General features: G+C 66.9%; 24 protein-coding genes and 1 tRNA gene. 15 read left to right on the top strand and 10 right to left on the bottom strand.

Features of this window, described 5'->3' with window-relative positions; translation table 11 throughout:
* Nucleotides 1–19 precede the first annotated feature (19 nt).
* Entirely contained in the window at nt 20–976 is a 957-nt protein-coding gene (locus tag OE647_RS01540; RefSeq protein WP_263719823.1) for a GlxA family transcriptional regulator, read from the top strand.
* Here OE647_RS01540 and OE647_RS01535 read toward each other — a convergent pair.
* On the bottom strand, nt 958–2,421 hold the full coding sequence (locus tag OE647_RS01535; RefSeq protein WP_263719946.1) for an aminotransferase class V-fold PLP-dependent enzyme: 1,464 nt from the start codon (nt 2,419–2,421) through the stop codon (nt 958–960). The genes OE647_RS01540 and OE647_RS01535 overlap by 19 nt on opposite strands.
* Before the next feature lie 104 nt (nt 2,422–2,525).
* On the opposite strand from OE647_RS01535, the gene OE647_RS01530 reads away from it, so the two are divergent.
* The 5 genes from OE647_RS01530 (at nt 2,526) to uvrC (ending at nt 7,032) form a co-directional block, all read left to right on the top strand.
* Nucleotides 2,526–2,999 carry an Lrp/AsnC family transcriptional regulator gene (locus OE647_RS01530; protein ID WP_459542704.1) on the top strand — a complete coding sequence of 158 codons (474 nt, stop codon included), beginning with the start codon at nt 2,526–2,528 and terminating at the stop codon, nt 2,997–2,999.
* A gap of 95 nt (nt 3,000–3,094) precedes the next feature.
* Entirely contained in the window at nt 3,095–3,892 is a 798-nt protein-coding gene (locus OE647_RS01525) for a S49 family peptidase (protein ID WP_263719821.1), read from the top strand.
* Between the two features lie 2 nt (nt 3,893–3,894).
* Nucleotides 3,895–4,065, top strand: coding sequence for a hypothetical protein (locus tag OE647_RS01520; protein ID WP_263719820.1), 171 nt, complete (start codon nt 3,895–3,897; stop codon nt 4,063–4,065).
* Nucleotides 4,062–4,850 (top strand): SDR family oxidoreductase, encoded by a 789-nt coding sequence (locus tag OE647_RS01515; protein ID WP_263719819.1) that lies wholly within the window; start codon nt 4,062–4,064, stop codon nt 4,848–4,850. Before OE647_RS01520 ends, OE647_RS01515 begins: the two co-directional genes overlap by 4 nt.
* A gap of 304 nt (nt 4,851–5,154) precedes the next feature.
* Nucleotides 5,155–7,032: an excinuclease ABC subunit UvrC gene (uvrC, locus tag OE647_RS01510; protein ID WP_263719818.1), complete on the top strand. Its 1,878-nt coding sequence runs from the start codon at nt 5,155–5,157 to the stop codon at nt 7,030–7,032.
* Nucleotides 7,033–7,038: 6 nt separating this feature from the next.
* Here the strand turns inward: uvrC and OE647_RS01505 are convergent, their stop codons facing one another.
* From OE647_RS01505 to OE647_RS01470, 8 genes are all read right to left on the bottom strand, one after another.
* Nucleotides 7,039–7,626, bottom strand: a complete 588-nt coding sequence (locus OE647_RS01505) for a hypothetical protein (RefSeq protein WP_263719817.1) — start codon at nt 7,624–7,626, stop codon at nt 7,039–7,041.
* A gap of 181 nt (nt 7,627–7,807) precedes the next feature.
* Nucleotides 7,808–8,284, bottom strand: coding sequence for an RNA pyrophosphohydrolase (locus OE647_RS01500; RefSeq protein WP_263719816.1), 477 nt, complete (start codon nt 8,282–8,284; stop codon nt 7,808–7,810).
* Between the two features lie 3 nt (nt 8,285–8,287).
* Nucleotides 8,288–9,625: a S41 family peptidase gene (locus OE647_RS01495; RefSeq protein WP_263719815.1), complete on the bottom strand. Its 1,338-nt coding sequence runs from the start codon at nt 9,623–9,625 to the stop codon at nt 8,288–8,290.
* A gap of 3 nt (nt 9,626–9,628) precedes the next feature.
* A complete protein-coding gene (locus OE647_RS01490; RefSeq protein ID WP_263719814.1) occupies nt 9,629–10,750 on the bottom strand; it encodes a murein hydrolase activator EnvC family protein in 1,122 nt (373 codons plus the stop codon).
* Nucleotides 10,747–12,267 carry a 2,3-bisphosphoglycerate-independent phosphoglycerate mutase gene (gpmI, locus tag OE647_RS01485; RefSeq protein ID WP_263719813.1) on the bottom strand — a complete coding sequence of 507 codons (1,521 nt, stop codon included), beginning with the start codon at nt 12,265–12,267 and terminating at the stop codon, nt 10,747–10,749. Before gpmI ends, OE647_RS01490 begins: the two co-directional genes overlap by 4 nt.
* Before the next feature lie 69 nt (nt 12,268–12,336).
* Nucleotides 12,337–12,807: a 23S rRNA (pseudouridine(1915)-N(3))-methyltransferase RlmH gene (gene rlmH / locus OE647_RS01480; protein ID WP_263719812.1), complete on the bottom strand. Its 471-nt coding sequence runs from the start codon at nt 12,805–12,807 to the stop codon at nt 12,337–12,339.
* Nucleotides 12,807–13,178 (bottom strand): ribosome silencing factor, encoded by a 372-nt coding sequence (gene rsfS / locus OE647_RS01475; protein WP_318527922.1) that lies wholly within the window; start codon nt 13,176–13,178, stop codon nt 12,807–12,809. The genes rlmH and rsfS overlap by 1 nt, the downstream gene beginning before the upstream one ends.
* Nucleotides 13,179–13,400: 222 nt before the next feature.
* The gene (locus OE647_RS01470; RefSeq protein ID WP_412174912.1) at nt 13,401–14,726 is read right to left on the bottom strand and encodes a mechanosensitive ion channel family protein; all 1,326 of its coding nucleotides are present in this window, start codon (nt 14,724–14,726) and stop codon (nt 13,401–13,403) included.
* 240 nt (nt 14,727–14,966) lie between these two features.
* On the opposite strand from OE647_RS01470, the gene leuC reads away from it, so the two are divergent.
* From leuC to OE647_RS01445, 5 genes are all read left to right on the top strand, one after another.
* Nucleotides 14,967–16,373 (top strand): 3-isopropylmalate dehydratase large subunit, encoded by a 1,407-nt coding sequence (gene leuC / locus OE647_RS01465; protein ID WP_263719810.1) that lies wholly within the window; start codon nt 14,967–14,969, stop codon nt 16,371–16,373.
* Nucleotides 16,373–16,978 (top strand): 3-isopropylmalate dehydratase small subunit, encoded by a 606-nt coding sequence (leuD, locus tag OE647_RS01460; RefSeq protein WP_263719809.1) that lies wholly within the window; start codon nt 16,373–16,375, stop codon nt 16,976–16,978. Before leuC ends, leuD begins: the two co-directional genes overlap by 1 nt.
* Before the next feature lie 280 nt (nt 16,979–17,258).
* The gene (locus OE647_RS01455) at nt 17,259–18,095 is read left to right on the top strand and encodes a hypothetical protein (RefSeq protein ID WP_263719808.1); all 837 of its coding nucleotides are present in this window, start codon (nt 17,259–17,261) and stop codon (nt 18,093–18,095) included.
* An 82-nt stretch (nt 18,096–18,177) separates the two neighbouring features.
* Nucleotides 18,178–19,284, top strand: coding sequence for a 3-isopropylmalate dehydrogenase (leuB, locus tag OE647_RS01450; protein ID WP_263719807.1), 1,107 nt, complete (start codon nt 18,178–18,180; stop codon nt 19,282–19,284).
* A gap of 125 nt (nt 19,285–19,409) precedes the next feature.
* Complete coding sequence (locus OE647_RS01445; protein ID WP_263719806.1) at nt 19,410–20,372, top strand: DMT family transporter; 963 nt, start codon at nt 19,410–19,412, stop codon at nt 20,370–20,372.
* A gap of 37 nt (nt 20,373–20,409) precedes the next feature.
* Here OE647_RS01445 and OE647_RS01440 read toward each other — a convergent pair whose 3' ends face one another.
* Nucleotides 20,410–21,168, bottom strand: a complete 759-nt coding sequence (locus OE647_RS01440; protein ID WP_263719805.1) for a hypothetical protein — start codon at nt 21,166–21,168, stop codon at nt 20,410–20,412.
* 159 nt (nt 21,169–21,327) lie between these two features.
* Between OE647_RS01440 and OE647_RS01435 the strand changes: the two genes are divergently transcribed.
* The 4 genes from OE647_RS01435 to OE647_RS01420 all read left to right on the top strand — a co-directional run bounded on the left by OE647_RS01435 (nt 21,328) and on the right by OE647_RS01420 (nt 25,348).
* Nucleotides 21,328–21,404 (top strand) — tRNA-Pro (locus OE647_RS01435).
* A 109-nt stretch (nt 21,405–21,513) separates the two neighbouring features.
* Nucleotides 21,514–23,043, top strand: a complete 1,530-nt coding sequence (locus OE647_RS01430) for a trimethylamine methyltransferase family protein (RefSeq protein ID WP_263719804.1) — start codon at nt 21,514–21,516, stop codon at nt 23,041–23,043.
* 25 nt (nt 23,044–23,068) lie between these two features.
* Entirely contained in the window at nt 23,069–24,247 is a 1,179-nt protein-coding gene (locus tag OE647_RS01425) for an MFS transporter (RefSeq protein WP_263719803.1), read from the top strand.
* Between the two features lie 51 nt (nt 24,248–24,298).
* Complete coding sequence (locus OE647_RS01420) at nt 24,299–25,348, top strand: glycosyltransferase family 4 protein (RefSeq protein WP_263719802.1); 1,050 nt, start codon at nt 24,299–24,301, stop codon at nt 25,346–25,348.
* Nucleotides 25,349–25,409 lie beyond the last annotated feature (61 nt).

The raw sequence follows: 25,409 nt of genomic DNA, 5'->3' as shown, positions 1-25,409 counted from the left end.
GCAGATTATGATATTGATCATGCCGATCTGGACAAAAAACACGACCCGGACCCAGCGGGTTCTGCTCTGGCTCTTCGAACGGTTTTCGATGCATTGCCTGGCCAATGTGGTCGAACCGCTGCGCGCCGCGAACACGATCGCGCGGCGGCAAGTCTTCGAGTGGCAGTTCGTGACGCTGGACGGGTCGAGCGTCACCTCTTCCTCCGGTCTGCCGGTCCTGCCGCATGCGGCGCTGGCCGAAGCCGGGCGCGCCGACGTGCTGTTCGTCATGCCGAGCTATGACGCGCGCGCCCATGCGACACCACGCTGCCTTTCGGCCCTGCGGGAGGCCGCCAGCCGCCATGGCGCCATCGCCGCGATGGACATGGGAAGCTGGCTCCTGGCGCGCGCCGGGCTACTGAAGGGGCGGCGCGCGACCATCCACTGGGACGAGATCGACGCCTTCGCCGAAACCTTCCCCGAGGTCGAGGTTGAGCATCGGCGGTATGTGATCGACGGCACGCTGATGTCCTCCGGCGGGGCGATGACGGCCTTCGACCTGACCACGCGGCTCGTCGGCGACCTGCTGGGCGAGGGGATGCGGCTGGAGGTTTCGGCGCTGTTCATGTCGGCGGATATCGAGCGCCCGGAAGAGCCGCTGCGCCGCAGGCCGCGCGGGCGCATGGTGGAATCGGCCATCGCCCTGATGCGCCGCCATATCGAGGACCCGCTGCCCCTGCCCGAGGTCGCGCGCCGCCTGGGCCTCGGCCTGCGCGACCTGGAAGGGCGCTTTGCCGCCGAACTCGGCGCCGGGCCGCGCAGCGTCTACCGCAGCCTGCGACTGTCCGCGGCGCGGCGCTATGTCGAGCAATCGACCTATCCGGTCTCCGAGATCGCGTTGCGTTGCGGATACAAGGACGCCTCGGCGATGACGCGGGCCTTCTCGGCGGAGTTCGGCACGACCCCGCGCGACCTGCGTCAGGGCCGCGGGGCCTGAGCGGTCGAAGTCGCGCGCGGGGTGAAGATCGCCGTCGATGCGTCGAAGTCATAGGCCGGGCGCAGCCGGTCCGCGTTCCGCGCCAGATCAATCACGGCAGCGATCACGCGGTCGGCCTCCTCATCGGAAAAGAGATAGCTGAAATTCAGGCGGACGAAGCCCGGCTTCAGCATCTCCTGCCCCGACAGGATCGCGGCGCGCAGGGCGCGGGATTCCTCCGCACAGATCCCCAGAAGGCGGTGGACATAGGGCCCCGCGCAGGCGCAGCCGCCGCGGGCCTGTATGCCGTGAAGGTCCGAAAGCATCCGCGTGGCAAGCTGCTGGTGCAAATAGCCGCCCTGCCCGTCGCGGATGCGGAAGGAGAGGATCGGAAGCCGCGCGACCTCAAGGTTGCCGAGGATCTCGATCCGGTCACAGGCCCCCCAGGCCGCCAGCGCGCGATCCCTCAGTTCGGCGTTGCGCGCGTCGATGAAGCGCTGTCCGATCGCATCCTTGACGATGAACGCCAGCGCGGCGCGGATATCGCCCACGACGTTCGGCGTCCCGGCTTCCTCCCGCGCCTCGACGTTTGCGGCGTAATCATGGGCCTCGGGCGAAACGAAGCGGACCGTGCCGCCGCCCGGAAAGGTGGGGATGTCGGCCGCCACAGCCGAACGGCGGAGCAGGAGGAGGCCTGAGGCCGCAGGCCCGCCCACGAACTTGTGGGGGGAGGTGACGATGGCATCGATCTCGGCGTCGGGGGCGGGCGCCATGCGGATCGGCAGGTAGGGACCGCCGCCCGCGTAGTCCCAGACCGCTCGCGCGCCGGCCGCCTTCAGCTGCCGGGTTATACCCTCGACATCGGTGAGGATGCCGGTGACGTTCGAGGCTGCGGAAAAGCTGCCGATGACCAAGCTGCGGCCTGCAGCGGCCGCAAGTGCCCGCGCCAGCGCCTGGCGATCGGGGCCGCCCCGGGCATCCTCCGGGATCTCGACCACCTCGGCGCCGCTTTCGCGCCAGGGCAGGATGTTGGAATGATGCTCATAAGGGCCGATGATGACGACCGGACGGTCGCCGCGCCGGACCGCCGTGTCGAGCCCCAGCAGATGCACCAGCCGGTTCAGCCCCGCGGTCGCCCCCGAACCGGTGAAGATCACCGCCGTTTCCTCCCCCGCCCCGCAGAGCGCGCGGATGACCGACCGCGCCTCGCGCCGCAGCCGGGTCATGACGCCACCGCAATGCGACGCCTCGGTATGGCTGTTCGAATACCAGGGCAGAACCTCCTCCATCACGAAGGTTTCAACCTGCCGCAGCGCACGGCCGGAGGCGACGTAATCGGCATAAAGCATGGGCTTGGGACCGAAAGGCCCGTCGATCACGGCGTCCTTGCCGATCACGCCATCATGGATGCGCCCGGGCACATTGTCGGACCCGAGGCTGGCGCGGAAGCGGTCGAAAGCGGTCATGGTCATGGCGTTCTCCTGTCTGGAGGAGATAATCGTTGCACTCAACCGCCAATTCATCACATATTTGATATCCGAATTCTCAATTATTGGGTCATTTGACCTTAATAGCCATGAAAATCGACGCAATCGACCAATCCATCCTGAACTGCATCCAGGCCGATGGCAGCTTGTCCCAGCGCGAGGTGGCGGAGCGTGTGGGCCTGTCGCAGAACGCCTGCTGGCGGCGGATGCAGCGCCTGACGCAGGCGGGCATCATCCGCGGCGCAACAGCCCGGCTCGACGCGCGGGCGCTGGGGCTGGACCTGACCGTCATGGTCTTCGTCAAGACGCGGAACCATTCGCCCGACTGGTCGGCCCGCTTCCGCGCCAAGGTCGAATCCATCCCCGAGATCGCCTCATTCCACCGTATCGGGGGGGAGTGGGATTATTTCCTCAAGGTCGTGACGACCTCGATGGCCGGGTATGACACGGTCTATCAGCAGCTGATCACGGTCGGCGACCTTGAAACCGTGACCGGCCACTTCTCGATGGAGACGATCTTCGACGGCCGCCCGCTGAGGGTGCGCGTGATCGGCTGAGCAGATCTGTCCCACAGGGGAAAACGGTGGTGGGCAGGGGCCTTTGCGCCGGCTTTCCATTGTTCCGGCGGCCGCGAAGGTCTACATCGCATCTCATGAGATCCATTCGCGACCTTTTCCGCGCCAAGCCGCGTGTCGCCGTCCTCCGGCTTCAGGGTGTGATCGCCGCAGGCCCGCGCGGCGGTCTGTCCGATCACGCGCTGGCCCCGATCATCGAACGCGCGTTCCGCCGCGGCAAGCCGAAGGCGGTGGCGCTGGTCATCAACTCGCCCGGCGGCTCGCCGGTACAGTCGGCCCTGATCGCCGCCCGCATCCGCCGCCTTGCGGAAGACCGCAAGATCCCCGTCCACGCCTTCGTGGAGGATGTCGCGGCCTCGGGCGGTTACTGGTTGGCGACGGCGGCCGACGATATCTGGCTGGACGCGAATTCCGTCACCGGCTCGATCGGCGTGATCTCTTCGGGCTTCGGCTTCCCGGAGTTCCTGGCCCGCCACGGGATCGAGCGGCGCGTCCATACCGCCGGCGCCTCGAAGAGCTTCCTCGATCCGTTCCGACCGGAAAAGCCCGAGGATGTGGAGCGCCTGCAGGCAATCCTTTCCCCCGTGCATGAGGCGTTCAAAACCCAGGTCAGCAGCCGCCGTGGCGCCCGCCTGGACCCCGGGCGCGATCTGTTCACGGGCGACGTCTGGGTGGGTCAGGGCGCGGTCGACGTGGGCTTGGCCGACGGGATCGCCCACGCGGTCCCGAAGCTCAAGGCGCTTTACGGCGACAAGGTCAAGCTGATCCCCTACGGCACCAGGCGGCCGTTCTTCCAGCGGCTGACCGGCAGGCTCGTCGGATCGGTGCTGGAAGAGGCGGAGGAGCGCGCGCTTTGGGCGCGCTACGGGTTGTAGCCATGGTCAAGGTCGTCACACTGTTCCTGATCGTGATGGCGGTGCTCGCGCTGTTCGGACGGCTCCGGGTGCCGGGCATCGGGTCGCGCAAGACCGGGATGCGGCGCTGCCGGTCCTGCGGGCGCCCGATCGTCGGCAAGGGCGGATGCGACTGCGGAAAGGATGCGTCATGACCGTTGTGCTGGGACGCGCGCTTGTCACCGGCGGGGCAAAGCGGCTGGGGCGCGACATGGCGCTATACCTTGCCTGCCGCGGGCTGGATGTGGCGATCCATTACGCCAGCTCGGCCGAGGCGGCCGAGGCCACGGCGGAGGAGGCGCGGGCCTATGGGGTGCGTGCCGTAACCCTGCAGGCCGACCTTCTGGACGAGGCGCAGACCGAAACCCTGATCGCCCAGGCCGCCGCCGCATTGGGGGGCGAGTTGACCGTGCTTATCAACAACGCCTCGATCTTCGAATACGACAACATCCGATCCGCCAGCCGCCAAAGCTGGGACCGGCACATGGAATCGAACCTGCGCGCGCCCTTCGTGCTGACCCAGCACTTCGCGGCGCAGGCCCCGCGCGCGACCGAAGGCCCCGGCGGCCGGCGGGCCGAGGCGCTGGTCGTCAACATGGTTGACCAGAGGGTCCGCAAGCTGACGCCCGAGTTCATGAGCTACACCATCGCCAAGATGGGCCTCTGGGCCTTTACCCAGACCGCGGCGCGGGCGCTGGCGCCCGACATCCGCGTCAACGCCATCGGCCCCGGCTCGACCCTGAAGGGCGAAAACCAGCCCCAGGCACAGTTCGAGGGCCAGCGCGCGGCCTCGGTGCTGGAGCGGGGCGCGAACCCCGACGACATCTGCGCAGCACTTGGCTATTTCCTCGACGCGCCCGCGGTGACGGGCCAGCTTCTGTGTGTCGATGGCGGCCAGCACCTGGGCTGGAAGACGCCCGATATTCGCGGAATCGGCTAAAAAAACCCGGGGGTGTGGCGGTGCGCACCCTTGACTTGTGCACTCTTGGGTCGGCAGTCACAAAACTGTCAAGATTCTCCCAATAGTTTCAGGCCTTTGCATGGCGTTAAGAATTTTACATATCAATTTCAAATACTTACGATTGCGCCTAAAAATTAGGCAAACCGGAGAACGGGTCACAAACTAAGGAGAATTTCGGGGTGCCGGATTATTATCACCAGAGTTATCCACAGAATCCGTGGACAGGTTTCCTCTTGCGCCCCAGCGCTTAACATTGCAGCAGCCACGCGGAATCATCTGCCCCATGACCGACGACCAGAGCCAGACCCAGCAGCCGCCCGCGACGGGCCACGCGGTCATCCAGTCCTACCTCAAGACCCTGACGGCGCAGCCGGGGGTCTACCGGATGCTGGATGCCGAGGGTCGGGTGCTTTACGTCGGCAAGGCCCGCAATCTCAAGGCGCGGGTGTCGAACTATGCCCGTCCCGCGGGCCATTCGGCACGGATCGCGCGGATGATCCATGCGACCGCCTCGATGATGTTCCTGACCACGCGGACGGAGACCGAGGCGCTGCTGCTGGAACAGAACCTGATCAAGCAGCTCAAGCCCTATTTCAACGTGCTGCTGCGGGACGACAAGTCATTCCCCAACATCCTAGTCTCCAAGGAAACCGAGTTCGCGCAGATCAAGAAGCATCGCGGCGCGAAGAAGGAAAAGGGCAGCTACTATGGCCCCTTCGCCAGTGCGGGCGCGGTGAACCGGACGCTGAACCAGTTGCAGAAGGTGTTCCTCTTGCGCAACTGCTCGGACGCGATGTTCGCCAGCCGCACGCGCCCGTGCCTGCTTTACCAGATCAAGCGCTGCGCCGCGCCTTGCGTGGGGCGTATCAGCACGGCGGATTATGCCTCCCTTGTCACCGACGCGGAACGCTTCCTCCAGGGCAAGACCACCCAGGTGCAGGCGAAGCTGGCCGAAGAGATGTCGGCCGCCGCCGAGGCGATGGAGTTCGAGCGTGCCGCCGCGCTGCGCGACCGCATCCGTGCGCTGACGCAGGTGCAGTCCTCGCAGGGGATCAACCCCCGTGGCGTGCCCGAGGCCGATATCGTCGCGCTGCACATGGAAGGCGGGCAGGCCTGCGTCCAGGTCTTCTTCATCCGTGCCAACCAGAGCTGGGGCAACCGCGACTTCTACCCCAAGACCGGATCGGGCGCCGAGGAGGCCGAGGTGCTGGAGGCCTTCCTGGGCCAGTTCTACGCCGACAAGGAGCCGCCGCGGCTGATCCTGCTTTCCCATCCGATCGAGGATGCGGACCTGATGACGGAACTGCTCAGCGACCGCGCCGGGCGCAGGGTCGAGCTTGCCGTTCCCCAGCGGGGCGAAAAGGCGGAGCTTGTGGAAAACGCCGCCCGCAACGCCCGCGAGAGCCTTGGCCGCAAGATGAGCGAAAGTGCCGCGCAGTCGAAGCTGCTCGACGGGTTGGCGGAAGCGTTCGAGCTGGACGGTCCGCCGCGCCGGATCGAGGTCTACGACAACTCCCACATCCAGGGCACCAACGCGGTCGGCGGCATGATCGTCGCGGGACCGGAGGGCTTCGACAAGGGCCAGTACCGCAAGTTCAACATCAAGGGGACCGAACTGACCCCAGGCGATGACTTCGGCATGATGAAGGAGGTCCTGACACGCCGTTTCCAGCGCCTGTTGAAGGAGGACCCGGACCGGGAAACCCCGGCCTGGCCCGACCTGATCCTGATCGACGGCGGGGCGGGGCAGGTCTCCGCCGTGCGCGAGATCATGGAGGAACTGGGGGTGGAGGACGTGCCAATGCTGGGCGTCGCCAAGGGCGTGGACCGCGACGCGGGCAAGGAAGAGTTCCACCGCCCCGGCAAGCGCCCCTTCGCGCTGCCGCACAATTCACCCGTGCTCTACTTCATCCAGCGACTCAGGGATGAGGCGCATCGCTGGGCCATCGGCGCCCACCGGGCGAAACGCGCCAAGGCCGTCGGCGCGACCCCCCTGGACGAGGTGCCGGGCATCGGGGCCACGCGCAAGCGCGCGCTCCTGCAGCATTTCGGGTCGGCCAAGGCGGTCAGCCGCGCCGGCCTCGACGACCTCAAGGCCGTCGAGGGGATCTCGGAAAAGGTCGCGCAGACCGTCTACGACTTCTTCCACGCCGAGGGCTGATGCGGCTCAGCCGTGCTGGTGCTCGCAGGTCACGTTCGGGTTGAAGGGCACGTCCACACCATTCGGATTTTCCCTGAACAGCCAGACATGCTTGTCGTAGTGCGGCATGAACCCGTGCGCCTCGTCGGCATCGGTCCCGGCATCGTCGGCCATGTGGTCCCACATCCGGCCGTTGAACATCGGCCCGGCGCTGTTTCCGGCCTCCGTCCAGGCCTTCTCGAAGACCAGGTTCTCGATCCCTACCAGTTCCAGTGTCCCGTCTTCCTGCGGTTCATAAATCAGGATCGCCGGGGCCATGAAGTCGGTGTAGGTGCTGCCGCCGTCGACGCGCTCACCGCCCTGCGCGATCTCCAGCAGGTCGGGCCGCAGGTAATGGATGCCCATCGCGCCCCATTCGGCCGGCAGCCCTTCGGCGGCGGCGCTGACGCAGTGGCCCGAGGGGTCCTGAATAAACCCTTCGGCCAGCGCGACATTCACGTCCTTATATTTCTCGGTGGCCGCCCGGAGCGTATCGAGGTCGTAGTCGTCTGCCGACGCGATCACGGGCAGCCAGGCGGCGGCCAGAGCGGCGCCGAGTATCACATGTCCTTTCATGGGTCCCTCCCTTTCGGGCCGCGGCAGCACCACGGCCACGCGGGGCAATGATACCACCGAACGGGCCGATTCCGGTGTCCCGCCCGGCGGGTCGCACCAAATATTCAGCCCCGAAGCCGCCAGGCTTCCACCTTACGGCGACTGGACGGGGGGCCGCTCGCCAATCGCTCGTTCCGGGGCGTCAGGCGAGCCAGGCGCGAAACTCGGAAACGACTCGCTCGTAGACATCGCGTTTGAAGGGCACGATGGCGGCGATCATCTCCTCCGCCGTCACCCAGCGCCATTCGGAAAACTCGGGGTGTTCGGTCGCGATGTCGATCTGATCGTCCCGGCCCAGATAGCGAAACAGGAACCAGCGCTGCTTCTGGCCGCGGAACTTGCCGCCCCAGACCCGGCCCAGAAGCTCCGGTGGCAGGTCGTAGGTCAGCCAGTCCGCCGATTTGGCAAGGAATTCCACAAGCTCCGGCGCGATCCCAGTTTCCTCGCCCAGTTCACGCAGCGCGGCCTTTCGCGGCTTTTCGCCTTCGTCGATCCCGCCTTGCGGCATTTGCCACGCGGCAACGGGGCTGTCGAAACGCTGGCCGGCGAAGATCCGGCCCGCGTCGTCGATCAGCATGACGCCCACGCAGGGACGATAGGGCAGATCCCCGGCTTGCACGGCCTAGTTCGCCTCGGCGATAGCCGAAAGGCCCTTGAGGATGTCGATGGCATAGGCCAGCTGGTAGTCCTCCTGGCGAAGCTTCGCGGCCTCCTCGGCGCGGGCCTGTTCTTCTTCCAGGACGCGCTTTTCATCCTCGGTCACGGAGTCGTTGGTCAGGCTGCCGCGCAGGCTGGCCTCGGTCCGGTCGCGGGCGGCGGCGCTGCCGTCCTCTTCCTCGCTCGGCGGCGCGACCTTGGGCTGCTCGACCAGAATGTCGGGCGCGATACCCAGCGCTTGGATCGAGCGGCCGGAGGGCGTGTAGTAGCGCGCCGTCGTCAGCCGCATCGCGCCGTTGCCGCGCAGCGGGATGATCGTCTGGACCGAACCCTTGCCGAAGCTCTTGGTGCCGACGACGATGGCCCGGTGATGGTCCTGAAGGGCGCCGGTCACGATCTCGGAAGCGGAGGCAGAGCCGCCGTTGATCAGCACAACGATGGGCTTGCCCTCGGCCAGATCGCCCGGCTCGGCGTTGAAGCGTTCGCTGTCCTCGGGGTCGCGGCCGCGGGTGGACACGATCTCCCCCTTGTCGAGGAAGGCGTCCGAAACCTCGATCGCCTGGGTCAGAAGCCCGCCGGGGTTGTTGCGCAGGTCGATGACGAAGCCGTTGACCTTGTCGATCCCGCCGGCTTCGGCGACCGATTTCTTCAGCCCTTCCTCAAGGTTGGCATAGGTCTGGTCGTTGAAGGTGGTCACCCGGATCACCACCGTGTCGCCCTCAAGCCGCGCCTTGGCGGCGGTCAGCTTGATCGTGTCGCGGATGATGGAGACGTCGAAGGGCTCGTCCACGTCCTTGCGCACCACGGTGATGACGATCTCGGACCCGACCGGGCCGCGCATCATGTCGACCGCCTCGTCAAGCGTCAGGCCCAGAACGCTTTCGCCGTCCACATGGGTGATGTAGTCGCCCGCGTGGATGCCCGCCTCATACGCCGGGGTGCCGTCCATGGGCGAGACCACCTTGATGAAGCCTTCCTCCTGCGTGACCTCGATGCCGAGGCCGCCGAATTCACCCCGGGTCTGGACCCGCATGTCGCTGAACGCATCGGGAGGAAGGTAGTTCGAATGCGGATCGAGAGAGGTCAGCATGCCGTTGATGGCAGCCTCCACCAGCTCGCCAGGATCGACCTCCTCGACATATTGGGAGCGGATGCGTTCGAAGATGTCGCCGAACAGATCGAGCTGCTGGTAGACGGACGCGCCCTTGTCGGCTTCCTGCGCGAGGAGAGGCCCGGCCACCTGCGTCGTGAAGAGCGCCCCCGCCAGCGTGCCGCCCACGACGGCCAACAGATATTTCCTCATCGGCTACTCTTCCCTCAATTGCTCGAACCACGGCGCGGGGTCGATCGGCTCCGCATCCTGTCTTACCTCTATATAGAGCGTTTCCGTCCGCTCTGCGCCAGCCCCTTCCGAAAGGGCCGCCTCTTCCCCGCCCATGAGGCCGACCGGCGCGCCTGCGTCCAGCACGTCGCCCGTCTCGCCGTAGACGGTCGCGAGTCCCGCCAGAACCAGAAGATAACCGGATGCGGGCTCAAGGATCATCACATTCTTGTAGTCGAGCAGCGGGCCGCGGTAGCGGATCGTCGCGAGCCAGGGCGTCGTGACCAGGGCCGCGGGCCGGGTCGCGATCAGGACGCCGGGCCGGACGATCCCGGCGGCGTCGGCCTCGCCCGCGCGACGCAGAAGGGTTCCCACCACCGGCAGAGGCAGCGTGCCCTTCGCCCCCTCGAAGTCCTCCATCGGCGGGCCGACATCGGACTGAAGCCGCGCCACGCCGCGCGCGAAGCCCTCCAGCGTTTCGGCATTCTCGACAAGCGCCCGCAACTCCTCGGGGTCCTCAAGGAAGCGCTGCGGCAGGTCGGTGCGGTCCTGCACCGCCTGGCTGAGCGCGGTGCGCGACGCCTGCGCGGCGGCAAGCCCCTCCTGCAGGGCTGCAAGCGCGCTGTCCTGAAGCGCCCGCATCCGGGCGATTTCCTGAAGATCGCCCCTGAGCCGCGCCGCCTCTGCCTCAAGCGCGGGCTGGACCGAGGCCAGGATCATGCCGCTGCGCGCGGCGGCCTCCGGCCCGTCGGGATGCAAGAGGACCAGGGGACCCGGCGCGGCCTCCATCGCGGCCATCGCGGCCAGAAGCTGGCCGATCGTGTCCCGCCGCGCGTCGAACCGGGCGCGGATCTCGCCTTCCTTCAGAGCGGAGCTGCGCAGCCCCTCGCGCAGCGCGCCGAGGCCAAGTTCGTAAGCCCGGATGGTCTGGGTCAGCGCGGCGATGCGGTTGCGCGCGCCATCCGCCTTGTCGAGCGTCTCGATCGCGGCGCGAAGATCGGCCGCCGCCTGTTCGGCCGATTGCGTGGCGGTTTGCGCAGGCGTCTGCGCCCCGGCGGGAAAGGCCAGAAGACTGGCGGCGGCAAGAACCCTGGCGGCGCGCATCATCTTTCGATCAGCGTCCGTCCCGTCATCTCCGGCGGCAGCGGCAGCCCCATCAGGTCAAGGACCGTCGGCGCCAGATCGGCCAGCCGCCCGTTCCGGAGCCGCGCGCCCGCCGGGCCGCCGACCAGGATCACCGGCACCGGGTTGGTGGTATGGGCCGTATGCGGACCGCCGGTCACCGGGTCGATCATGGTTTCGCAGTTGCCATGGTCGGCGGTCACGATCATCGCGCCGCCCGCGCGCTCCAGCGCGTCCAGCGCCTTGCCCAACCCGCCATCCACCGCCTCGACGGCCTCGATCGCGGCCTCGAGGATGCCGGTATGGCCAACCATGTCCGGGTTGGCGAAGTTCACGACGATCAGGTCGTAGCCCGCGCCGATCGCCTCGACGAGCTTGTCGGCCACCTCGGGCTCGGACATCTCTGGCTGGAGGTCGTAGGTCGCGACCTTGGGCGACGGCGCCATGTGGCGATCCTCGCCCGTCTCCGGGGCCTCCTTCCCGCCGTTGAGGAAGAAGGTCACATGGGGGTATTTCTCGGTCTCTGCCAGGCGGAACTGGCGCAGGCCCCGCGCCGCGACCCAGGCGCCCAGCGTGTTGACCACCGGGCGCTTGGGATAGGCCGCGGCCATGAAGGCGTCGTGGGTCTTCGAATAGTCCACCATACCCAGAAGGGCCGCCCAGTGCGGTCGCTTGCCCCGTTCGAACCCGGTGAAGTCATCCTCCCCCACCGCGAGCAGGATTTCCCGCGCGCGGTCGGCGCGAAAGTTGAGGCAGAAGAAGCCGTCCCCGTCCTTGGCACCCGCGTAGTCGCCGATCACCGTCGGCTGGATGAACTCATCCGTTTCACCCCTCTCATAGGCTGCGGCGACAGCGCCTGCGGGCGATGCGGCGCCCAGCCCCTCGGCGCCCACCATGGCGCGATAGGCGCGTTCGACCCGATCCCAGCGGTTGTCGCGGTCCATGGCGAAATAGCGCCCGGTGACGCTCGCCACGCGAACGCCCACGGGCAGCCGCCGCGTCAGATCCTCCACGAACCCGTCCGCGGAGGACGGCGCGACATCGCGCCCGTCGGTGACCGCATGCAGCGCCACCGGAACACCGGCGGCGGCCACCGCCTCGCAGGCCGCGATGACGTGGTCGATGTGACCATGCACCCCCCCGTCCGAGATCACGCCCATCAGATGCGCCGTCCCGCCCGAGGCCTTGAGCGTCTGCACGAAGCCAGTGATCGCGGTATTGCCGAAGAAGCTGCGATCCTCGATCGCGAGGTCGATCTGACCAAGGTCCATCGCCACGACGCGCCCGGCGCCGATGTTGGTGTGCCCGACCTCGGAATTGCCCATCTGACCCGAGGGCAGGCCGACATCGGGCCCGTGGGTCACAAGCTGCGCATGCGGGCAGGTCGCCATGATCCGGTCGAAGGCGGGCTTTCGCGCCAGCGCCACGGCATTGGCCGTCCGCTCGGCACGCAGGCCCCAACCGTCGAGAATGCAAAGCACCACGGGCTTCGGAGGTGTCATGGCGGGCTCCCTGTCAGTCGTGCGCATCTTCTAGGCCCGTTGGCGGCGCGGGGCAACAAGCGCCGCGCGTCAGACGCGGTGGTAGGGCGCGCCCGCAAGGATCGTCGCGGCCCGGTAAAGCTGTTCGGCCAGCATCACGCGCACCAGCATATGCGGCCAGACCATCTTGCCGAAGGAAAGCGCGAAATCCGCCCGCGCGCGCAGGTCCGGCGCGATGCCGTCGGCACCGCCGATCACGAAGGCCACGTCCTGCCGCCCCCCGTCCCGCCAGCCCGCGAGCCTGTCGGCGAATTCCGGCGAGCTGACGGTCTGTCCGCGCTCGTCAAGAATGGCAAGGACGGCACCCTGCGGGATGGCCCGCGCCAGAAGCGCGCCCTCCGCCGCCATGCCGCCGCCCTTCTTGTCCTCGACCTCGTGCTCGGACACGGGGCCAAGCCCAAGGGGCCGCCCCGTCCGGTCGAAACGCTTGAGGTAGTCATCGACAAGGTCGCGCTCCGGCCCCGCCCTGAGGCGGCCGACAGCGCAAAGATGCAGCCGCATCAGGCCTGGCGGGTCGTGAACCCGGTTCCGGTCGGCATCCACATCTTCTCGAGCTGGTAGAACTCCCGCACCTCGGGACGGAAGACATGGACGATCACGTCGGCGGCGTCGATCAGGACCCAATCGCCCTGCTCCTTGCCCTCGACCCGGCAGAACCGGCCGAACTCTTCCTTGAGCCGCTCGGTCAGCTTCTCGGCGATGGCGCCGACCTGACGCGACGACCGGCCCGAACAGATGACCATGTAATCGGCAACGCTCGACCGTCCGCGGAGATCGATCGTCACCACGTCCTCGGCCTTGTCGTCATCGAGGGAAGCGAGAATCCGGGCGAGCAACTCGTCGCTGGAAACTTCTGCGGGCATCGCCGTCATCGGCACCGCCCCCGCAGCCATACCGCCGGCTGCCGGCACTTCGGAAAACAGGACATCGTCCTCCTGGGTTGCGCGCCTGTGAAAAACCCCGGCGCCGGGCCATACTTAAAAATTAGCATCTGCAAGGTGAAATCTCAATGACACGCGGCCGATCTGCACAAGGTTGTCACCCGGTTGCCGCAACGACATGGGGCGAAGGCCCGGACGCCGGGGCCGCGCAGCTCAGCTTTCCGGCCTTTCGGCCGCCGGCGGATCGGCAAGCAACCGGACCTCCCGCTGCGGGAAGGGGATGGAAATGCCGTTTTCCTTGAACCTATCCCAAAGGGCAAGGAAGACCGCGCCCCGCACGTTCATCAGGCCCTGCACCGGGTCCGTGATCCAGAATCGCAGCACATAATCGACCGAGTTGTCGCCGAAGCCGGTGATGTGGCAGACCGCCGGCCGATCCTGGAGGACACGCGGCACGGACTTCGCCGCCTCGACCGCGAGCTTGCGGACAAGATGCGGGTCGTCGCCATAGGAGGTACCAAAACTCAGGTCGATCCGCACGAAATCGTTGGAATGGGACCAGTTCACCACCTGCCCGGTGATCAGGTCCTCGTTCGGGATCAGGTATTCCTTGCCCTCGCGCGTGACGACGCTGACATAGCGGGCGCCCAGCCGCTCGATCCAGCCGAAGGTCTCGCCGAGCGAGATCACATCCCCCGGCTTCACCGACTTGTCCAGAAGGATGATGACCCCCGAGACCAGATTCGACACCACCTTCTGCAGGCCAAAGCCCAGGCCGACGCCGATGGCCCCGGACAGGACCGCAAGGCCCGTCAGATCGAAGCCCACGGCCTTCAAGCCGATGAAGACCGCCGCGCCGTAAAGCAGGATCTGCAGGAACTTGATCGCCAGCACCTGCATGGAGGGCGAGATCTCGCGGTTGCCCTCGATCCGGTTCTGCGCCTGCTCGGCCAGAGTGCGTGCCCCCAGAAACAGGATACCGGTGACGGCCATGGCCTTCAGCACCGACAGCATCGACAGACGGAAATCCCCGAACTCGACCGATACCCGGTCGAGGAAGTCGGAAAACCCGTCCGACAGGCCGAGGAAATAGATCACCACATAGGCCCAAAGCCCCCAGGTCGCGAGGCGCCGCAGGAAGGGCGAGCGGATCAGCCGGGCCGCGAGGCTGACGGCCAGCAGGGCCGTCGCGATCGTCGCGACCAGCGCCACCAGGTAGCGGCGCGACGGGAAGGTGGTGATCGCCGACAGCACCACGTCCGCGCCCCAGGCCAGCAGCACGAAGAAGATCAGTTGCAGGCGCCGTTGCAGGATTACCGCGACGCGCAGCCGCCATCTCGGCCAGCCCTCGCGGCTGCGCAGCCAGTCATTGATCCGGGGGGTGGCCCAGCGGCGAAGCGCCCAGGCAACCAGGACGCAGACCAGCAGGATCACCATCTGGTTGAGCCGCGAGGGCAGCAGAAGATTGCGGAGCGACATGAAGACGCCGTCGCGCAACTCGATCAGGGCCTCGATGAAGGCCTGAAGTTCTGTTTCCATCCGCCTCCCCTTCGGGAAAAAGCATCGCACAGGCCCCGCAGGCTCGACAAGGTTTCCCCTTCGCCCTTGCGGGAAACGGGGGCAAGGAGTATCTGAGCGGGCATGAAACGCTTTTTCGACATGGATGACCGCGCCCGCCTGCCCTGGCGCTTCTACGGGTCCACCGTCTCGATCCTCGCGCGCGCCTGACCCGCGTTCCGCGCGTCACCCCCTTTTGCCTTTCCGCTATGAGAGAATGCCATGTCCGGCCCGAAAACACTCTATGACAAGATCTGGGATGCCCACGTCGCCCATGAAGACGCTGACGGCACCTGCCTGCTCTACATCGACCGTCACCTCGTTCACGAAGTGACCAGCCCCCAGGCCTTCGAGGGCCTGCGCATGACCGGCCGCAAGGTGCGCGCGCCGGAAAAGACGATCGCCGTGCCCGACCACAACGTGCCCACCACCCCGGGCCGCGACAAGCACATCGACAACGAGGAGAGCCGTATCCAGGTCGAGGCGCTCGACAAGAACGCGCGTGACTTCGCGATCAACTACTACCCCGTGTCCGACATCCGTCAGGGCATCGTGCACATCGTTGGTCCCGAGCAGGGCTGGACCCTGCCCGGCATGACCGTTGTCTGCGGCGACAGCCATACCGCGACCCACGGCGCCTTCGGGGCACTTGCCCACGGCATCGGCACGTCGGAGGTGGAGCATGTGCTCGCCACCCAGACGCTGATCCAGAAGAAATCCAAGAACATGAAGGTGGAGATTACCGGCAAGCTGCGTCCGGGCGTCACCGCCAAGGACATCACGCTGTCGGTCATCGGCGCGACCGGCACCGCCGGCGGCACCGGCTATGTGATCGAGTACTGCGGCGAGGCGATCCGCGACCTGTCGATGGAAGGCCGCATGACGGTCTGCAACATGGCGATCGAGGGCGGCGCGCGCGCGGGCCTGATCGCGCCCGACGAAAAGACCTTCGACTACGTCATGGGCCGCCCGCACGCGCCGAAGGGCGCGCAATGGGAAGCCGCGCTCAACTGGTGGAAGACGCTCTTCACCGATGAGGGCGCGCATTTCGACAAGGTCGTGACCATCCGGGGCGAGGATATCGCCCCCGTCGTCACCTGGGGCACCAGCCCCGAGGACGTGCTGCCGATCACCGGCACCGTGCCCGCGGCGGAAAGCTTCACCGGCGGCAAGGTTGGTGCTGCGCAGCGCAGCCTTGACTACATGGGCCTGACGCCGGGCATGAAGCTGACCGACATCCAGATCGACACGGTCTTCATCGGCTCCTGCACCAACGGCCGAATCGAGGATCTGCGCGCCGCGGCCGCGATCCTGAAGGGCAAGAAGGTCAAGGACGGCATGCGCGCCATGGTCGTGCCGGGCTCCGGCCTCGTGCGTGCACAAGCCGAGGAAGAGGGCCTGGCCCAGATCTTCATCGACGCGGGCTTCGAATGGCGGCTTGCCGGCTGCTCCATGTGCCTGGCCATGAACCCCGACCAGCTCTCGCCCGGCGAACGCTGCGCCGCGACCTCCAACCGCAACTTCGAGGGCCGCCAAGGCCGCGGCGGTCGCACCCACCTGATGAGCCCCGCCATGGCCGCCGCCGCCGCGGTCACCGGCCACCTCACCGACGTCCGGGAGATGATGTAATGGACAAGTTCACCAAACTGACCGGCATCGCGGCGCCCATGCCGCTGGTCAACATCGACACCGACATGATCATCCCGAAGCAGTTTCTGAAGACCATCGCCCGCACGGGCCTGGGCAAGAACCTGTTCGACGAGATGCGCTATACTCAGGACGGGCAGGAGATCCCGGATTTCGTCCTGAACCAGCCCGCCTATCGCGACACCCAGATCCTGGTTGCGGGCGACAACTTCGGCTGCGGCTCCTCGCGCGAGCACGCGCCCTGGGCGCTTCTGGATTTCGGCATCCGCTGTGTGATCTCCACCAGCTTCGCCGACATCTTCTACAACAACTGCTTCAAGAACGGCATCCTGCCGGTCGTGCTTCCGGCCGAAGCGGTCGAGGTGCTGATGGACGACGCCCGCAAGGGCGCCAACGCACGCATGACCGTGGACCTGGAGGCGCAGACCGTCACCACCTCCGACGGGCATAGCTTCGGCTTCGAGATCGACCCGTTCAAGAAGCATTGCCTGCTGAACGGGCTCGACGACATCGGGCTGACGCTGGAAAAAGCGGCCTCGATCGACAGCTTCGAAAAGGCCGCCGCGCAGTCGCGCCCCTGGGTCTGATCCGCGACCGGATCTTGCCGCAAGTTTCGGGCCGCCCCTTGCCGGGCGGCCCTTTCGTTTTCCCGGAACCAGATTCCTGCGCGGAAAATGATGCAATGCCGCACCAGTTCGGACACGAAAAGGCCGCATTACGCGCGTTAATCTGAACGGACGATTGTGCGGAGTGCGGAATGTGGGCAGAAATGTGTCAAGAATGAGGCAGCCCGCCACAAACGCGGGACTAAGTTTGGAACAATGGGGCGGCATCGCATCGCTCCTGGCCAGATCGAGGAACTGAGCAGTGATCTCGCGGTTCGCAGGCGCTTTGGCGCGCGCTGTGCTGGTGATGGGACTCATCGCCATGCCATCGCTGATGTTGCCCGGCGTGCACCGCGACACGACTCAGATCGTTGCCCTCGTCGCAATCTTCGCCGCGCTGCTGACCTTCTTCGAATATGTCGCGATTTATCCCTGCCTCATGGAGTTCCGGGACGCCCCGCCCTTCAACCGGCTGCGTTTCCTGTCGCTCTTCGTGACCGTGTTCCTGCTGACCACGATCGTGCGCGGCCAGAATGAGCAGACGGCGCTGACCCTCTTCGTCGAGGTCGTCGGCAACCGGCTGGGAGAGTTGATCGACATCCCCTACAGCCCCGTGCGCCTGTTCGTGCTGATGCTGCCCGACGACATGAGCCTTTACCAGATGATCCTGATCCGCACCGCGGCGGGGATCGCCTACACCGTGTCGCTGGTGACGCTGATCGTGTTCATCATCTCGCTGCGCGTTATCGACTGGCCCGCGCGGCTGGGCTCCTTCAACGTCTGGGTCAACCTTCCGACCTTCGACCCCACGACCGGCGGCGATGTCGTGCGGCGCCTGCAACGCGATGCGCGCTTCAACATCGTCGTGGGGATTCTGCTGCCCTTCGTCATCCCCGCCGGCATCCGGATCGCGGAAAGCTCGTTCGAGCCGGTCTCGCTCGAAAGCCCGCAGACGCTGATCTGGGCGATGACGGCCTGGGCGTTCCTGCCCGCCTCGCTGCTGATGCGGGGCATCGCCATGGGCCGCATCGCCGGCATGATCGCCGAGAAGCGGCGGCGCGGCCAGCGCGGCGTGCAGGCGGAACTGCAACCTGCGTGAAAGGCGCGGCGGCTTGACCGCGCCCTTGCCTTTGGCTAGGCCAACCCGGACCCTTTTTCACGACTGATCCGGAGAGCATCCAGTGGCCAACCCCTCCCTCCTTATCCTGCCGGGCGACGGCATCGGCCCCGAAGTCATGGCCGAGGTCCGCAAGATCATCGACTGGTTCGGCGCCAAGCGCGGGCTGGTCTTCGACGTGTCCGAGGATCTGGTGGGCGGCGCGGCCTACGATGTCCACGGCGTGCCCCTGGCCGACGCGACGATGGCCAAGGCGCAGGAGGTCGACGCGGTCCTTCTGGGCGCCGTCGGCGGGCCGAAATACGACAAGCTCGACTTCTCGGTGAAGCCGGAGCGCGGCCTTCTGCGCCTGCGCAAGGAAATGGACCTTTATTCGAACCTGCGCCCGGCCCAGTGTTTTGATGCGCTGGCCGATTTCTCCTCGCTCAAGAAGGACATCATCGCCGGGCTCGACATCATGATCGTGCGCGAGCTGACCTCGGGCGTCTATTTCGGCGAGCCGCGCGGCATCTTCACCGAAGGCAACGAGCGTGTCGGCATCAACACCCAGCGCTACACCGAAAGCGAGATCGCCCGCGTGGCGCGCTCGGCCTTCGAACTGGCGCGGCGGCGCGGCAACAAGGTCTGCTCGATGGAGAAGGCCAACGTCATGGAATCGGGCATTCTGTGGCGCGACGTGGTGCAGGAAGTGCACGACAAGGAATACCCCGATGTCGAGCTGTCGCACATGTATGCCGACAACGGCGCGATGCAGCTTGTCCGCTGGCCCAAGCAGTTCGACGTGATCGTGACCGACAACCTGTTCGGCGACGTGCTGTCGGATTGCGCGGCGATGCTGACGGGGTCGCTGGGCATGCTGCCCTCGGCCAGCCTCGGCGCGCCGATGGCCAACGGCCGCCCGAAGGCGCTTTACGAGCCCGTCCATGGCTCCGCCCCCGACATCGCGGGCCAGGGCAAGGCCAACCCGATCGCCTGCGTCCTGTCCTTCGCGATGGCGCTGCGCTACTCCTTCGACCGGGGCGAGGATGCCGACCGGCTTGAAAAGGCGGTCGAAAAGGTTCTGGCGGACGGTGTGCGGACGGCCGACCTGATGCAGAACGCGGGCGAAACTGCGGTGACCACCAGCCAGATGGGCGACGCGATCGTCGCCGCGCTGGACGCAAGCCTCTGAGCAGGTCCACACGGTCGCGTGACGTGGTGCGAACGGGGGGCGGTTTTCGCCCCCCGTCCTCGTTTCAAGGCTTGCAAAGACCCCGGCACCGGGCCAAAGGGTGTGAGCGGTAACGGATCGGAGCCATGAGCACACAGGGCGGAAACAACATGCGGGCCGCGCTCGTCATGCTGGGCGCCATGGGGGTCTTCGCGACCCACGATGTCGTCGTGAAGGCCCTGGGCGCGACCTACTCGCCGGCGCAGCTTCTGTTTTTCGGCTCGCTCCTCGGTTTTCCCATCGTCGCGGTGATTCTGCTCAACGACCGCCGGCATGAGAGCCTGCGCGCGCGTCATCCCGGCTGGGTCATGCTGCGAACGGCCTGCGCGATCGTGACCGGGGTTTCGGCCTTCTACGCCTTTTCAAACCTGCCGCTGGCGCAGGTCTACGCGATCCTGTTCTCGATGCCGCTGCTGGTGACGATCCTCGCGATTCCGATGCTGGGCGAAAAGGTGCGCCTGCGCCGCTGGGCCGCCGTCGTCACCGGCCTCGTCGGGGTGATGATCGTGCTGAGGCCTGGGCAGGCGGACCTGTCGCTGGGCCATCTTGCTGCCCTGGTTGCCGCCCTGACGAGCGCGGCGGCCTCGGTCATCGCGCGCAAGATCGGCAAGGACGAACGCTCGGTCGTGCTGCTGCTTTACCCGATGGTCGGAAACTTCCTCGTAATGGGGGCGGCGCTGCCCTTCGTCTATGTGCCGATGCCGATCGAGGACCTGGGCCTGATGTCGATCATCGCGGTCTTTGGGCTGATCGGCGCCTTCCTGATGATCCTGGCCTACCGGGAGGGCGAGGCCGTCATCGTCGCGCCGATGCAGTATTCCCAGATCCTCTGGGCCACGGGCTACGGCTACGCGCTTTTCAACGAACACCTGGACGGCCCGACGGTTCTCGGTGCAGCGGTCATCATCGCCTCGGGCATCTACATCGTCCTGCGCGAGGCGCGGCCGGGCACCTCGGGCAACCGGCCGGTTCTCGAAACGCGGGGACGGGCGGAAACCGTTACCGCGCCGCGCTCAAGCATCCTGCAACGCATCCTGTCGAACAGGTAAAGGGGCACCCCACGCGGAGGTGCCCCCTTGCTCGTGATCAGCCCTTGAAGGCCGCGATCGCCTTCACCTGGATCACCGCCAGTTTCACGATCTTGGCGCGCTTTTCGTTAGTTGCCTCGTCCTCGGCATCAATGCCCAGCGTGTTCTGGTCGAAGCCCTTGAACTTCTCGAAGTCCTTCCAGAACTTGGCGCGATAGGCCTGCAACTGCGCGACGGAGTTGGAGACGCTCCGCCCCTGCTGCTTGATGTTCGCCTCCCAGCTTTGCTTGCTGGGCGCGCGCAGGAAGGTCGCGGCACCGGTTGCGAATTTCTTCAGCGAATCGTTGAGATGCTTCGCAGCCAACTCGTTCTTCTTCTGGATGTCGGCCTTCACCTTTTCGACCGCCCTTTCCAGATCGAGGCTTTTGCAGCTGACGCGCAGCACCTCGGCCTCCTTCTGGACATCGGCCGCGGCCTTGGCGGCGTCCTTCCCGCCCAGCGCCTTCTTCAGCTTGGCCTCGGCGTCCTTGGCGGCCTTGACGACGTTGTCGAGCTCCTTCGAGAACGGAATGACGGTCGCGGCATAGTGCTTCTTGGCCCGGTCCACCGCATCGTTGAGCTCCTCAAGGCTCTTGAGCGGGTTGGAAGACGGGTCGAGCACCCCAAGGTCGATCTTCTTGAATGCCGCCTCGGCCTTCTCAAGCGCGTCGCCAAGCCCGGTCTTCGTCAGCTTGCCGATCTTGCCCTTGGCCTTTTGCCAGTCGGCGTTCGTCAGCGCCTTGGGATACTTCAATGAATAAATATCAATGCCGGCCATGTTCTCTCCCGTGTTTTGTTGTGAGAAGGAGCATGCAACGTCGCCCGCCCGCGATCTACCGGGAAATGTTCCACGATTTTCCACCTGCGCCGAAAATCCCCTGCGGCCGCGCAATTCTCCCTTGTGCCGCCGGATGAATCCGACTAAACGCCTCCCCGTCGGAGCGTAGCGCAGCCTGGTAGCGCACCTGCTTCGGGAGCAGGGGGTCGGAGGTTCGAATCCTCTCGCTCCGACCAGAATTCCCGACAATCCCCCGAAGCATAACGCGAATAGTCGCATTCCAGGTCGCTTTCGACCCAGAGCCTTGTCCAGATCCGGTTACGGTGCGGCCAGGGAGGATCCGAGATGCGCAGACAAGACCGCAAGCGAGGCGATGGCCGGACGGGAAACCAGGGCGCGCGCCGTGCGGACTACGGCCACCTTGCACACCCGTTCGCCCCACAGGCGATGTTTTCCGACGATGCCGTCGCGGGGCTGCACGAGACGGCGCTGCGCGTGCTGGAAAACCTTGGCGTGCGCTTCCTGCTGCCCGAGGCGCGGGCGCTTTTCGCGGCCGCCGGCGCGATTGTCGACGAAGACCGCCAGATGGTGCGGATCGGCCGCGAGATCGTCGCGGCGGCACTGGCCAGCGCGCCCCGCTCGATCCGGCTGCGCGCCGCCGACCCGCGCCACGAACAGACCTATGCGCCGGGCCGCCTGCTCTTCGGCGGTTCCGGCGGCTGCCCCAACGCGACCGACCGGGTGCGCGGGCGCCGGCCCGGCAGCCTGTCGGACTACGAGGACGCGTTGAAACTGCAACAGCATTTCGACGTGATCCACATCCTCAGCCCCTCGGCCGAACCGCAGGATGTGCCGGTCCATCTGCGCCATTACGCGATGATGCGTTCGCAGATGCTGATCGGGACGAAGCCGCTCTTCGCCTATGCGCGCGGGCGGCGGCAGGTCGCCGACAGTTTCGAGATGGTGCGCACCGCGCTGGCGCTTGACGAGGCCGCCTGGACGGACGGGGTCTGGTGCAAGACCATCATCAACTCCAACTCCCCGCGCCTGATCGACATCCCCATGGCCGAGGGCATCATCGACTTTGCCCGCGCCGGTCAGTTGACGATCATCACCCCCTTCTGCCTGGCCGGGGCAATGGCCCCGGTGACGGTGGCGGGGGCGCTGGTCCTGCAACATGCCGAGGCGCTGGCCTGCATCACGCTCGCCCAGCTTGCAAAGCCCGGCGCGCCGGTCAGCTACGGGGGCTTCTCCTCGAACGTCGACATGAAGTCGGGGGCGCCCGCCTTTGGCACGCCCGAACATGTGAAGATGCAGATCGGCTCGGGCCAGCTGGCGCGGCTGATCGGCCTGCCCTGGCGCTCGGCCGCGGGCTCGGCCTCCAACACCGCCGACGTGCAGGCCGCGACGGAGAACATGATGGGGCTCTGGGGGGCGATGATGGCGAATGCCACGCTGACCGTCCATGCCGCCGGCTGGCTCGAAGGCGGCCTGACCTTCGGGTATGAAAAGTTCATCCTTGATGTCGAGGCGCTCCAGACCATCGCCGAACTTTGCGCCCGCCCCGAGGCCGATGCCGCCGCCATGGCCTATGAGGCCATCGCGGAGGTCGATCCCGGCGGACATTTCTTTGCCGCCGCGCACACCATGGACCGTTACGACCGCGCGTTCTATACGCCGCTTGTGGCCGATCTCGGCAACTTTGGGACCTGGAGCGAAAACGGCGCCAAGACCGCGACCGAACGGGCGACCGGCATCTGGCAGCGCGCCCTGGCGGAGTTCCAGCCCCATGCCGGGGCGGCTGCGGCCGATGAACGGCTCGCGCCGTTCATCGCGCGACGGACGACAGAGGGCGGCGCCGCGCCCTCGGAGTGAGGCGGCGCCGAAGGAGTGAACAGACGTGCGTATGGGAATTTTCGTCCTGATCCTCGGCTATGTGCTGAGCCAGTTCTACCGGGCCTTCCTAGCCGTTCTGGCGCCGGTTCTGGGAGCCGAGATCGGGGTCAGCCCGGCCGACCTCGCGCTCTCCTCGGGCCTGTGGTTCTTCTCCTTCGCGGTGATGCAGATGCCGGTGGGCGCCGCGCTGGACCGGATCGGTCCGCGCCTCACGGCCTCGGTGTTGCTGGCCGTTGGCGGCGCGGGGGGCGCGCTGGTCTTCGCGACGGCCCAGGGGCCCGTGGCGATCCATGTGGCCATGGTGCTGATCGGGATCGGCTGTTCCCCGGTGCTGATGGCAAGCTACGTCATCTTCGCCCGCGTCTATTCCCCTGCGGTCTTCGGGACGCTGGCGGGCATGATCATCGGCTTCGGCTCTCTCGGGAACATCGCGGGCTCCGCGCCGTTGGCGATGTTGGTGGCCGCAGTCGGCTGGCGCGCGGCGCTTTTCGGCCTGGCGGCAACGACGCTGGCCGTCGCCGCCGCGCTGGCGATCTTCATCCGCGATCCGGAGCGCATCAACTCCGCCACCGGCGCGCGGGGGTCGGTCCTCGACCTGCTGAGGCTGCCGCGCTTCTGGGCGATCCTGCCGCTGATGGCGGTCGCCTACGCCCCTGCCGCCTCGATCCGGGGGCTCTGGGCTGGACCCATGCTCAGCGACCTTTACGGGGCTGACAGCGCCCGCATCGGCACGGCGACGCTGGCGATGGGGCTGGCGATGGTGGCGGGCAATTTCGCCTACGGACCACTGGATCGCCTGTTCGGCACCCGCAAGTGGGTGGTCTTCTGGGGCAACGCGCTGGCGGCGGTGGCGCTGACGGTGCTCGCGGTTACACCGGGCGCGGGGTTCTGGAAGGTCACGGCCCTGCTGGCCGCGCTTGGGCTTTTCGGGGCATCCTTCCCCGCGATCATGGCGCACGGCCGCGCCTACTTCCCGCCGCACCTGATCGGGCGCGGGGTCACCTTCCTCAACATGTTCGGGATCGGCGGGGCGGGCATCCTGCAATTCACCTCCGGCCCGGTGTTTCGCGCGGCCTCCGGCGGCACGGCGGAGGCGGCCTATGCCACGCTCCTGCTCTTCTTCCTGGTGCCGCTGGTGGTGGGGCTTGCGATCTACCTGCTCAGCCGCGAAAGCCTCGATTGAGGCTTTCGGCGCGGTCCGGCCTGCGCTAGGCAGGTCTGGAAAGGAGGCGCCATGCAGATGGACCCGTCCAGGATCGATGTGATCGCCCCGAACCTCAAGCGGCGCCTGTCGGGCGTGACCGCCACGATCGCGCGGCTGGTCCCGATCCAGGCGGGCATGATCGGCATCGCGGCCACCGGCCCGGGCCTGCCCGCCGATATTCCCCACCTGCCGCTCTGGCGCTGTTTCCTTTTACCGCGCGACCGGGTGCGTGTCTGGCACGCCCGGCGCAATACCGAGATGCTGCTTGGCCTCTTTCTGCGCGGCGTCCTGCGGCGGCGGCTGCGGCTTCTGTTCACCTCGGCCTCGCAGCGCAGGCACAGCCGCTACACCAAGTGGCTGATCGGGCGCATGGACCGCGTCATCGCGACCTCGCGCAAGACCGCCGCCTATCTTGAGCGGCCCGCCGATGTCGTCCTTCACGGCATCGGGACCGAGGGGTTTTCCCCCGCCCCGGACCGGCGGGCGCTGCGCCGCAGCCTGGGCCTGCCCGAGGACGCGGTGATCTTCGGCTGCTACGGCCGCATCCGCGCGCAGAAGGGCACCGATGCCTTCGTCGACGCGGCGATCGCCCTGTTGGGCGCCCGTCCGCAGGCGGTGGCCCTGGTGATGGGGCGCGCGACGGCCGAACACACGGCCTTTCTGGCCGGGCTGCGCGACAAGGTCGCGGCGGCGGGGCTCACCGACCGCATCCTGTTTCCGCCCGAGGTGCCGGTGGACCGCATCGCCGACTGGTACCGGGTGCTGGATCTCTATGTCGCCCCGCAACGGTGGGAGGGCTTCGGCCTGACCCCGCTTGAGGCGATGGCCTGCGGCGTGCCGGTCGTCGCCACCCGCGTCGGCGCTTTCGAGGAGCTGATCACCGAGGGGCAGACCGGAACCCTTGTCCCGCCCGGCGACATCCCGGCGCTGGCGGGGGCCATCGCCGAATGGATCGACGCGCCCGCCCGCCTGGCGGAGGCCGGACCGGCAAGCCGCGCCCATGTCCTGGCCAACCACCGGATCGAGGGCGAGGCGGCGCGCCTGGTCGCCATCTACCGCGGCCTTTTGGCGAACGTCTGAGCGCCCGCGCGCGCGCCGGCAAGTTGCATGGGCGCGGGCCTTGGGCTACCAGAAACCAAAC

This window comes from Albidovulum sediminicola, from assembly GCF_025751575.1.
Taxonomy (GTDB): Bacteria; Pseudomonadota; Alphaproteobacteria; order Rhodobacterales; family Rhodobacteraceae; genus Albidovulum; species Albidovulum sediminicola.
The sequence above is the reverse complement of the archived record's forward strand: the minus strand, read 5'-3'. Positions and strand labels throughout refer to the sequence as shown.